Source organism: Bacteroides sp. MSB163 (genome assembly GCF_036416795.1).
GTDB lineage: Bacteria > Bacteroidota > Bacteroidia > Bacteroidales > Bacteroidaceae > Bacteroides > Bacteroides maternus.
The window spans coordinates 3,069,134-3,081,293 of record NZ_CP143867.1 but is presented as its reverse complement, the minus strand read 5'-3'; the positions used below and the strand labels follow the sequence as shown (position 1 = coordinate 3,081,293).

9 protein-coding genes are annotated in these 12,160 nt (G+C 40.4%); 4 read left to right on the top strand and 5 right to left on the bottom strand.

All coding sequences use genetic code 11. The features are described from left to right. Positions 1–21 precede the first annotated feature (21 nt). Entirely contained in the window at positions 22–384 is a 363-nt protein-coding gene (locus tag VYM24_RS11215; protein ID WP_007212543.1) for a BlaI/MecI/CopY family transcriptional regulator, read from the bottom strand. A 166-nt stretch (positions 385–550) separates the two neighbouring features. Here VYM24_RS11215 and VYM24_RS11210 point away from each other — a divergent pair, with 166 nt between their 5' ends. The 3 genes from VYM24_RS11210 (at position 551) to pelA (ending at position 4,246) form a co-directional block, all read left to right on the top strand. Continuing rightward, on the top strand, positions 551–1,261 hold the full coding sequence (locus VYM24_RS11210; protein WP_330942150.1) for a hemerythrin domain-containing protein: 711 nt from the start codon (positions 551–553) through the stop codon (positions 1,259–1,261). After that, the gene (locus VYM24_RS11205) at positions 1,251–1,868 is read left to right on the top strand and encodes a response regulator transcription factor (RefSeq protein ID WP_291551867.1); all 618 of its coding nucleotides are present in this window, start codon (positions 1,251–1,253) and stop codon (positions 1,866–1,868) included. Before VYM24_RS11210 ends, VYM24_RS11205 begins: the two co-directional genes overlap by 11 nt. A 518-nt stretch (positions 1,869–2,386) precedes the next feature. Then, positions 2,387–4,246, top strand: a complete 1,860-nt coding sequence (gene pelA / locus VYM24_RS11200; protein ID WP_330942149.1) for a pectate lyase — start codon at positions 2,387–2,389, stop codon at positions 4,244–4,246. A gap of 276 nt (positions 4,247–4,522) precedes the next feature. Here pelA and VYM24_RS11195 read toward each other — a convergent pair whose 3' ends face one another. The 4 genes from VYM24_RS11195 to VYM24_RS11180 all read right to left on the bottom strand — a co-directional run bounded on the left by VYM24_RS11195 (position 4,523) and on the right by VYM24_RS11180 (position 7,616). Then, a complete protein-coding gene (locus VYM24_RS11195; protein ID WP_299092879.1) occupies positions 4,523–5,005 on the bottom strand; it encodes a hypothetical protein in 483 nt (160 codons plus the stop codon). A 62-nt stretch (positions 5,006–5,067) separates the two neighbouring features. Next, positions 5,068–5,268, bottom strand: a complete 201-nt coding sequence (locus tag VYM24_RS11190; protein WP_291551876.1) for a type II toxin-antitoxin system antitoxin — start codon at positions 5,266–5,268, stop codon at positions 5,068–5,070. Between the two features lie 40 nt (positions 5,269–5,308). Next, entirely contained in the window at positions 5,309–6,649 is a 1,341-nt protein-coding gene (locus tag VYM24_RS11185) for an alpha/beta hydrolase (RefSeq protein WP_330942148.1), read from the bottom strand. 10 nt (positions 6,650–6,659) lie between these two features. Continuing rightward, a complete protein-coding gene (locus tag VYM24_RS11180; protein WP_217714152.1) occupies positions 6,660–7,616 on the bottom strand; it encodes an SPFH domain-containing protein in 957 nt (318 codons plus the stop codon). Positions 7,617–7,825: 209 nt separating this feature from the next. Between VYM24_RS11180 and VYM24_RS11175 the strand changes: the two genes are divergently transcribed. Next, on the top strand, positions 7,826–12,148 hold the full coding sequence (locus tag VYM24_RS11175; protein ID WP_425286660.1) for a two-component regulator propeller domain-containing protein: 4,323 nt from the start codon (positions 7,826–7,828) through the stop codon (positions 12,146–12,148). Positions 12,149–12,160: the final 12 nt, after the last annotated feature.

Below are 12,160 nucleotides of genomic sequence, written 5' to 3'. Positions count from 1 at the left end.
ATTCTTGGCATTTTAAAGTTTCTATTTCGTTCCTCTCTCCACTTCTGCAATCAACTGCTTCAGGTCCTCCAACGAAATATCTTCTTCTTTTACCAACGATGATACTGCGCTGAGATATGAATTATTGAAGTACTTACTAATCACTTTCTTCAGCGTTCCCTTACTGAAGTCTTCCTTATTCACCACAGCATAATACTGGTACGTATTACCGTAAGTCTTATGTGCCAGGAAACCTTTATCTTCCAATCCCCTCACAATCGTGGACAGCGTATTGAAATGCGGCTTCGGTTCTTCATAGAAAGCCAGCATCTCCTTCACAAACAACGGACCTTTCTCCCAGAAAAATCCCATGATTTCCTCTTCTTTCGCAGTCAATCCTTTCATAACTCTTCATTTGTTTTTCGCAAAGAACTAAAATATTTAGTTTACAAACTAATTTTTCTCGTTAAATAAGACTAAACACAAAATACCTACATATAGCGATTGCAATTCCCGAGGGAAATCCGTTACTTTGCACACGAATAAATAAAGAAAGAAAGGATAATCTGCAATGAATGAACCGCATAAGTATTGCGCCACAGACAAAATGAGCGACCTTATCTGTGATAACTACTCCTTATTAATGGTTATGAGCCGTTTCGGCCTTTCCTTAGGATTCGGAGACAAGAGTGTAAAGGACGTTTGTGAAGCACAAGGCGTAGACTACCGCACCTTTCTCGCAGTAGCCAATTTCATCAGTGAAGAACAATATGCCTATACCTATAGTGAGGATGAAGACGCTTTTTCCATCCCTGCACTCATGAACTATCTGAAACAGGCACACACCTATTTTCTTGATTTCAAGTTACCGGTCATTCGCCATAAACTCATCGAGTCCATCGACTGCTCTGGCACTGACAACATTGCCTATCTCATTTTAAAATTCTTCGATGAATATGCCAAAGAAGTACGCCGCCATATGGAGTATGAAAACGAGGCAGTGTTTACCTATGTAGAAAAACTCCTGAAAGGCAAACTTGCCGAGAATTACGACATAGCAACCTTTGCCAGTAAACACAATCAGATAGAAACCAAATTGACAGAGCTGAAAAATATCATCATTAAATATTATCCGGAAAAAGAAAATAACAACAAGCTCAACGCCGTTCTTTTCGATATCTTCAACTGCGAACATGACCTTGCTTCACACTGCCAGGTAGAAGACTACATGTTTGTTCCTGCTGTGGCACAATTGGAAAGGAGATTGAAAAATGAACAATAATGCCTCTTCTATAAAAATAGCAGTTGCAGAGACTTCAGTCATCATCCGGAGTGGACTTACAACAGTACTAAAGCGTTTGCCCAACCTGAATGTACATCCAATAGAAATCTCTTCTCCGGAATCTCTACAGAGCTACATCCACTTGAACACACCGGATATCCTCATTGTCAATCCAACCTTCGGCGGTTGGTTTGACATTACAACGTTCAAAACAGAAAATGGGAAGGTAGAAACTAAATATCTGGCACTTGTATGCTCGGTCATCGACAATAATTCATTAAAAGAGTACGACGACCATCTCTCTATCTGCGATGATACAGAAATAATCTCCACTAAAATAAACCAATTGCTTTGCACCGACGAAGAAGAAGAGAAAGAAAACGAGCAGGAAACGCTCAGCCAGCGTGAAAAAGAAATAATAACCTGCGTTGTGAAAGGCATGACCAATAAAGCCATCGCCGACCAACTTTACCTTTCTATCCATACCGTTATCACCCACCGTCGGAACATCGCCCGTAAACTGCAAATACATTCTCCGGCAGGTCTCACCATTTACGCTATTGTGAATAAGCTGGTGGAATTGCAAGACATCAAGGATAATCTATAAAAAGTGCAGAAATTGAAGAAGTACATATTAAAGACCCGGAGTAAATAGCAATGGGAAATACATCATCGGAGCACTGAATAAGACACGAAAGTAGGAATACAACGGTGTAAAACCAGCAACAAAAATAGATATTGATTATCAACATGTTACAAGGAGTCAACTTCCTGTCAACAAGAAGTTAACTCCTTGTCGACAAACTCTTAACTTCTTGTCGACAGGGTATTGATACTTTGATATTACGACTGACTATACAACTTCTATATAGGCTTGTCTGTTTTATAAAATCGTCAATTCAATAGCAGAAAGAAAATATTTCTACCTATTTCGCTAAATTTTCCCCCTTTAATCAAACATTTTTCCGTTTTTTTGCAACATCTAAGTGATATATTCTTATAGCAAAAAACTATTTTTTTTGCTTAAGTGCTCATTGTATTATGAAACAAAATTTTAGAAGACAAGAAATAAACAATGTAAATTCAATAAATATCCTTACCAATGAAAAACAAATTCCTTACATCATGAAGAAACTTATACTCAACACATTAGTCCTTTGGGGACTATTTTTCAGCGCATCGGCAACTGATGTGTCCACGCTGAAATGGTCGCAGGTTTGCTCGGGAGCCATGGGAACCGAATGGTACAGCTCTGCACAGGCACAAGCCATAGCCGACGTATTGCTTGAAGTCCAAAAGACAAACGGCGGTTGGATGAAGAATTATGATTATCACAAACTCTCCTCCTCAGACCTAGCCGGCTTGAAGAATTCACGTCATGATCACTCATGCCTAGACAACGGTTCGACCACTATGGAGATGTGCTTCCTCGCCAAAGTATGGCAAGGCTGTAAAGTAGAGAAATATCGCGAAGCCTTTGATAAAGCCCTCAACATGATATTCGAGGCCGAAAAAAGCTGCGGGGGATGGTCGCAATACTGGCCTCTTGACAACAACGGAGGTTATAGGGACTACATAACCTTCAACGACGACCTAATCACCAACATCATGGAACTGTTGCGTAATATTCATGCTAACAAGGGAGACTTCGCCGACATTGTCGGCGAAGCCGAACGTGAACACTGTCAAACCTCCTTCGATAAAGGCATTGAAGTGATTCTTAATTGCCAAGTTGATGATAACGGAAAAAAAGCTGCATGGTGCGCTCAGCATGATCCGGCTGATCTACTCCCCGCCGTAGGCCGTCCCCACGAACTCCCTTCGATTAGCGGCAGCGAGTCGGCAACCCTCCTATCGTTCCTTATGACTATTGAAAACCCCTCCCCCAAATTACAAGAAGCCATCACGGCTGCTGTGACTTGGCTGGATGAACATAAAATTGAGGGTAAAGCCATTGAAGACTACGTTAATGCTGCCGGAGAACAAGACCGCCGCATTGTGGACAAACCCGGAAGTGCCATTTGGGGACGTTTCATCCAATTGGGTGGGAAAACAGGAAAGCAGGTCTACAACAAATTGTTCAATATGCTGGGAGAGCGTGGCAAGAGCCGCAGTTATACCTATCAAGGCAAGACCTACACCTATACGGAGGAGGAAATTGCAAGGACATCCTATCGCGAAGACAAAGCTTACCAACCCATCTTTGCCATTTATTCGGATGAGGTGGCACACCTCTATTACCGCTTCCTCTATAACTATGATGACACTGATCCCGTGGTTGACAGCAAGGGATGTCCCATCGCTACCTCGCTTACTGCCAGCAACCGCCGCAGCTATCAATACCTCGGCAGCTGGTGCCAAAGGGTGATTAAGGATGAGTATCCCGCATGGAAACAAAAAATTGACGCCGGCAACGAGGCAGGAGACGCCACCTTGCACGAGTTGTCGGGTATCACCTATACCTCGAGTTCCGCCGATGGCCTTACCTACCATTTCCAGAATGGATTTACCATATCCAATGCCAAAGGAAAGCAATATGCCAATGGCCAGTCCAACACTTTGAAGTTCTCACAAGGCGTAGAGTACAATATCAGCATCCCCGAAGACCTGAAAGTAGTCAAGGTAGCTTTTTATGGTTATGACAACTATGACGTGGAAGCCTACCTCCGCAAGCTTAATGGCGTGGAATATTCTCCGACCGACTATGTGTTTCCCGCCAAGATGAACGGAGAAGTAACCTACGTGCAGCACACCATAGACCTTTCGGATAAGCCGGCTCAGCAGAACCTTGACTTCAGTTTCGAAGTAAAACAGTGTTGTGTCATAATTACCCTCTACTGTGTTGAGACCAAAGACCCCACCGGTATTCGAGAAGTCTCCGTTGAAGACTCCGATGTTCCTGTCAAGCAGATCAGAAACGGTCGCATCGTTATAATAAAAAGCGGTAAGATTTACAATACTATAGGACAGCAGATCGACAACTGATTTTTATAAAGGAGATTCAATAAAAGCTTTGCAAGTCTCAAGTGCACGATATCCTACGTTACTAAATGAAAAAATTCCCGTTCTTTCACGATATCACATCGAGGAAGACGGGAACCTTTTTTCCTTAATAAAAGTGGTTACGTAATTATGACTAACTAATTCATTAAATCTGATAATGCAAAAGTAAGGCATTTGCGAAGATGTCACAATCCCTAAAACAAGGTATAATGAAAGGTGGCAATAGTCATAACTAGGTATTAATGCTTGTAAATACCTCTATTTATACTTAAACGCCAATATATAATAGACTATAAGCGCCAATATCATCAAACCAACGACCGCGCTCGTAATCATATTACATAGACCTTGCGGAATACCATATCCCATCTCTACTTTATTAAAAACAAGAGTTAGGAAAAGCAAAGTAAGAAACACATTCAATATACGAGCAATACGGGCTGCCATAAAATATTGTACCGCGACATTGCGTTCTGTGATACGTACGGGAAAACGTATCCAACGAATAGGAAGATAAGCAGAAATACCAACTAAAAAGAGACAGAAAGTGCCTAATCCCGCAGCCATAAAGGAGAAATTAGCTGTAATCTTGTCCTCTATATGGATATACACCCAGATTGCACACACCCAAGCAGCAATTGCCAACAATATGGCAACACCTTCCAATATACGGTCTATTATAGTGGGATATACCCGGATATTAGGAAACTCTTTAGTTGAATATGGACCAAGATTTAACATAAACAATATATGAATTATAATTCAAACTACTAATCACTTATCACTAACAACTTATCACTAAACTACGATTCAGGTTCTTCAGGCGAAGGAGTATTCTTTGTTTTCTTCATCCGCCCGCTTTTCCGCAATGCCTCAGCTATAATCCACTGAAGCTGTCCGTTAGTGCTACGAAACTCATCGGCTGCCCACTTTTCAATGGCATCCATAGTTGCAGCATCTACACGCAGAACAAAGCTTTTGGTTGAAGTTTCTTTTTTAGCCACGATTCTCTTTACTATTTAACAATTTACAATTGAATTTGTATTATAACAGGTTTCCGTTGTGAATAAATGATGCAATATCGTCCATAACATATCCGACTACAGGCGACGCCTGGTTATACTCAAACGGAGTAGCCTTACCACTGCCTTCCTGTAATGCATGGTTGAGTTTAGGATAAGATTTAAAGAAAGCATTTTTATTACGCATCAGCCCGAAGCGCCATAAACCGAAATCCTGCATAGTCACCTGATAATCACGTTCGCCCTGCAATATAAGTATGGGAAGAGTCAGTTTAGATGCCACTTCTACCGGTTTATAGGCATTAGCAAATTCCCAGTAAGAACGAGGAAGATTCAACAACAAAGGAATCTTATCATCATATTCCGGCGTACCCAGTTTCTTTATATTATCCGCTTGTTTTTTTATTTCTGTAATCTGCTTTTTGGCATTAGCGGAAGAGTCAGTCAGAGAAGATATATAAGTCATTTGTTCAACAATCGCATCTTCAAATGGACGGGCTAAAGCAGCAACAAGAATAATTCCTGTCAACCCATCTGCCTGCTCTGCAATGCGAGGAGCAAGTGTGGCCCCTAAACTATGTCCCAGTACATAAACACTGTCCGCATCAACCTCCGGTAATTCCTTCGCCCAAGCAATAATAGCCACAGCATCATCTACACTTTCTGTATCATAATCGATATTCCGACCTTCCGGCACACACGCTGCACCATATACCTTCGTACGTTTATCATAACGAACCGTTGCAATACCACGTTCTGCCAATCCCCAAGCCAAATCACGGAAAGGCTTATTGGGACCGACAGTTTCATCACGATCCTGCGGACCGGAACCATGCACAAGGATTACGACAGGAGCCTTTTTCTTGCCTACAGGCAACGTCAGCGTTCCGGGCAATTTAAAGCCATCCGCTCCCACCGTTATATCTCGTTCCTGCATTTTCTCTTTATTATAAGCTACCGGCTTGGCTGTAGAAGCAGCAGGCACAGGCATCAGACGAATGGTATTCATGCTTCCGTCAGCATCGAAAGACAGCAAAAAACGGAGACTGTAACGTTCAAACTTCAGATCGCGATAATAAAGTGTTATGCCTTCAGCACTCTCTTGCTTCCACTCTCCTTTGGCTTGAAGTTTTCCAAACTGCTTTTCCGATTGCTTAAACATGTCCTTAAAAATTTCCGGTGATAATTTTTCCTGCAGATTTTTATTCAAGAGAGCATGAATACTGTCCCCCTGATCCGCCACAAACAATTCGTACACATGCTTCGCACGGTTCATATTTGTATCCTGAGCAAAAACCGCTACTACATGTCCCAGCAATAAACCAAGCACTAATGCCCACTTATATAAAAAAGAAAAGCTCATATTATCTTGATTAATGATTTAATGTACCTGCGTTAACAATCGGCTGTGCTGCCTCATCGGCACAAAGTACTACCAGCAAATTGCTGACCATAGCCGCCTTTTTTTCTTCGTCCAGTTCAACAATCTCTTCTTCAGAAAGTTTATGCAAAGCCATTTTTACCATGGAAACAGCTCCCTCAACAATCTTTTCACGGGCAGTAATGATAGCCGAAGCCTGTTGACGGCGGAGCATTACCGCAGCTATTTCAGGAGCATAAGCCAGATAGTTGATGCGTGCCTCCACTACTTCCATACCTGCCATGGCAAGACGTTCGTTCAACTTCTGTTCCAACTGTTCATTGATTTCTTCACCACCGGAGCGAAGTGTCAGTTCTTCAGTATCCGCTTCGTTATCATCATAAGCATATTGTCCAGCCACTTGGCGTAAAGCGGCATCACTTTGTATTTTCACAAAATTCTCAAAAGCGTTCATACGGCTGGCAACCGCATTACCTATATTAATCTGGTTGGCATTTCCCCCCGTATGGGCAGATGAAGCCATTGTCTGCGAATCAATCTCAAACATAGCTTTGTAGGTATCTTTAAGTTTCCAGACCAACACCAAACCTATCAGAATAGGATTACCGATCTTATCATTTACCTTGATAGGTTCCACATCCAGGTTACGCGCACGAAGAGAAAGTTTCTTCTTATCCAAAAATGGATTCACCCAAAAGAAACCAGTTTCCTTGAATGTACCTTTGTACTTACCAAAAAACACCATAGCCCGAGCCTCATTCGGTTCCAGTTGCATATAACCGGCAAACATTATCAGCCAGACAATACAGAGAATACCAGCCACAATTGCCGTTGGCACACACGTAATAAAGCCAAAGAAAATTAGTGCAGGCAGCACAATGAGATGAACAAACAATCCTAAAAAGCCATTCATCTTAAACCCTTTGAAATTCAATTCTTTTGTTTCCATAACTGATAGATTAAGTTGATATCATTTTGATATCACAAATATATTATTTCATTTAGTAAAAAAGACATTCACAACATCTATTTTAAAGAAGATTAAGAAATTCGCCATTTTTTTATATCTTTGTGTGTTTTATAAAATAATACCAAATGAAAAATATAGCACAACAGATTTTACGTTTATTGATCTACATGGTACTGTTAATTCCAACCATGCTTCTTGCACAACCAATTTGTCAAATCCAACACTTCTCTATATATAACGGGTTAGTGCAAAGAACCGTTTCAGACATTGTACAAGATTCCAAGGGATTCATCTGGTTCTCCACCTGGAATGGTTTGAACAGATATGACGGTTATACTTTCAAGAATTATAAAGCATATCCCGGAGATGGATGCACACTAACAAGTAACCGTATATTAAGAATTGTGCCTGATCAACAAAATAACATCTGGTGCCAGACTTATGATGCCCGGGTTTATTTATTCGACAGTCATCAGGAAAAATTCGTCGATATTCTCCAACCTTTTGAGCAAAAAAGCGGGGAAACTTATATAGTACGCAAGATCTATGCCCTATCTAAAGGAGTCAGTTGGATCGTATGCGATCACGGAGCTTTTCGGGTAGACGAACGGAAATTAGGAAATGAGGATGAGGACGCCATAACACCTTATACTCCAGAAATCGGCAACCTACCCGGTAGAAAGATTTCCAGAATCGAACAAGATGCTGACGGCGATGAATGGATTTTTACAGATAAAAGCGTTTGTATAGTTGGGCAAAAAACAATATCTGATAAAACCCATTTCACTAGTTTCTGTGAAAACAATGAGAAAATGTATCTGATATCAAGCAAACGTTTAGCAATCTATAATCAACAAAACGGACAAGTTCAATATGAAGAAATACCTCTGGACTATTCGCGACTAAACTGTATACTAAGTTTGGGAAAAGATACTATCGGAATAGGTACCAACAATGGCATCATGCTTTTCTTTGCCAAAAACAAACAATTTAGGAATGTAGAAATGCATTTTAACGTCATGAGAATATTTGAGGACAGCCATAATGAATTATGGATATTCTCAAAAGAACAGCGTGGAATTGTACGGTATAATCCGTTGACTAACGAGCAGCAGCACTATGAAACCCCTACACAAAATATGCCCAAGGCTGAACTTAAAAGCCGTGACGTTATATTCGAAGATAACCAGGGAACTTTATGGGTTGTACCTCACCTAGGTTGTCTAAGCTATTATGACCGGGAAGATAAAGAACTAAAGCCCTATTACACCGATTACAGTAAACCGGAATCTAAATTCACACCTGTTATCCTAAATTTCTATGTGGATAATCAAAAAAACTTCTGGTATGCCAATAATTTCTGGATGGACAAAATTTCATTTTTTCCTAATGCCAGCCAACTGACCACTTTTGATTCCGGACATGAAACCCGCGCAATCATGGTTGATAAGCAACAAAATCTCTGGGTTGCAAACAAAAAAGGAGTCATCCGGATTTTCAATCCGGACAAAACTCTTAAAGGCTACCTGACACCGGAAGGAACTATCAGCTCAAAAGCCATTTCGTTCTCCAGAAACATTTATTGTTTCACAGAAGACGAACAGGGAAACATATGGATGGGTAGTAAATGGGACGGAATCATCCGGTTAAGCCCTGAAAGAGATGGAAGCTTCCAGATAAGAAACTATGTACATAATGAAGAAGACCCCTATAGTTTAAGCAATAATAGTGTTTATTGCATATACCAAGATTCAAAAAAACGAATGTGGATAGCCACTCATGGCGGAGGCATTAACTTACTTCAGGAAACGGCAGATGGAAAAGTCCGCTTCCTGCATAACGGTAATCTACTGAAAGGCTATTCAAAAGACAAATTTAGCAAAGCGCGTGTTATCAAAGAAGTGAATAATACCCTCTTAGTCGGTACAACCGAAGGGTTGATTACCTTCTCCTGCAATTTTGAACGTCCGGAAGACATTAAGTTCTATACCAATGTACGCATACCGGATTTGGCATCCAGTCTTAGCAGCAACGATGTGATTTATATTTATACAGACAGCCATAAAAATTCGTATGCACTTACATTCACCGGCGGCATCAATCAGATTATTTCAGATAATTTGTTAACCGATCAGATCCAATTCAAGACCTACACCAAACGAAATGGTTTAGTGTCGGACCTGGTTCTATCCATGATTGAGGATCAACAGAAAAATCTATGGGTCATATCAGAAAATACACTGGCCAAATTTGATCCGGAAAACGGAACCTTCGAGCATTACAACGAAAAGCATCTGCAAAAAGAAATATATTTCAGTGAAGCCTCCCCCGCTATATTACAGAATCAGTTAATATTAGGTACAGATGCAGGGATTTTAAAGATAAATCCAGCTGCCTTCAGTAAAAGTTCCTATACTCCCCCTATTGTATTCACTAGTTTAAAAATACAGGGAGTTCAGCAACAACTGGATCTTGATGATCTGGAGGAATTAAAATTAGAACCTGACGAGCGAAACGTATCTTTCCAGTTTGCAGCATTAGACTATGTCAATCCGACTTCCATCAACTACGCTTACCGGTTAAAAGGGCTGGAAGAAAAATGGAATGAAGTGGAGAATAGCCGCACGGCCAGTTATATTAATCTTCCTCCGGGAAATTACGAATTACAAATACGCTCAACCAATAGTGACGGTGTATGGACAGATAATGTGCGAAAGCTTTCTGTCACTGTAATTCCCACATTCTGGGAAACATACTGGGCTGTATTACTCTATATTATCTTATTCATCTTATTTACAGCTACTATTGTATATATCATATTATATATCTATAAACTACGTCATCAGATTTATATGGAACAACAACTGTCAAATATAAAGTTACGGTTCTTCACGGATATTTCTCATGAATTACGCACACCGTTGACTCTGATTACCAGCCCTGTAGGTGAAGTTCTTGAGCATGAGCCTCTCACACCCAGTGCTCGCAAACTTCTGACAGTAGTCCACAATAATACAGAGCGCATGTTGCGACTGGTCAATCAGATACTCGATTTCCGTAAAATAGAAAACAAAAAGATGAAGCTATTGCTGGAGAAAACTGATATTGTAGAACTATTGCAAAAAGTGATGGATAATTTCCACCTCATTGCCAAAGAAAAAAATATCAATTTCCGTCTGCAAACAGATAAAGAGTCAATACATTGCTGGATAGATCAGGATAAAGTCGAAAAGATTATCTTTAATTTATTGTCTAATGCATTCAAATACACACCTGCCAATAAATCAATTACAGTGTATGCCCATACGACAAAAGATAAAGTCGTTATTTCCGTTGCCGATGAAGGTATTGGTATTGACCCTAAGAAGCAACAGACACTATTCCAGCGTTTTGAAACATTGGTAAATAACAATATTCTGCAACCATCTTCCGGCATTGGCCTGTCCTTAGTAAAAGAACTGATCGAATTACATCAGGGTAATATTCAAGTGAATACTGAAACAGGAACGGGTAGTGAGTTTATTGTGACATTGCCACTTGACCAGAAGGTTTATGAAGGAAAAGAAAACACGGAATTTATCCTGAGTGATGCTCCGTCCACTCATAATCAGAAACAAGACAAGCATAAAATCATTTCCAAAACATCAGAGAAAAATGTTATTCTACAGGAGAAGATGGAAGAAAAAGACACCGATAATAATACGGACAGGTATCCTATCTCCGTGTTAGTCGTAGAAGATAATGCAGAATTGAGAAACTTCCTGAACGATATCCTTTCCGGAACCTATAAAGTCATTGAGGCGACAAATGGGCAAGAAGGCCTGGAGCAGGCTCTGCAATATGTACCGGATTTTATCATCAGTGACGTGATGATGCCTGTTATGGATGGTCTGGATATGGTGAAAGCTATCAAAGCTCACCGAGATGTTTGTCATATTCCTATTATACTTCTTTCTGCCAAGTCTTCTTTGGATGACCGTATTTCTGGATTGGAACAAGGAATTGACGATTATATCACCAAACCATTCAGTTCTACCTATCTGAAAACACGCATTAAATCACTGTTGCATCAGCGCAAACAATTACAGGAACTTTATCTCGAACAATGGTCGGATCAGAAAAAAGAAAACCCTGTCCCTACTCTCCTTGTAGAAGTAGAACCGGAAAGGCCACAAATTGTTCCGTTTGACGAAGTATTCATGAAGCGGGTAATGGAAATAATGCACAATCAAATGGATAATTCGAAACTGACGATTGATGAATTTGCCCAAGAACTGGGTATGGGCCGTACGGTATTCTACCAAAAACTGAAAAGTATTGTCGGACTTTCACCTATTGATTTCGTCCGCGAGATGCGTATAAAACGTGCCAAGCAATTAATGGAAACAGGAGAATATAACGTCTCTACAATAGCCTATATGACAGGCTTTAATGATCCAAAATACTTTAGTAAGTGTTTCAAGAAAAAATATGGAGTAAGTCCCTCAGAGTTTACTCCTAAAGATAAATAAGAGAATACCAAC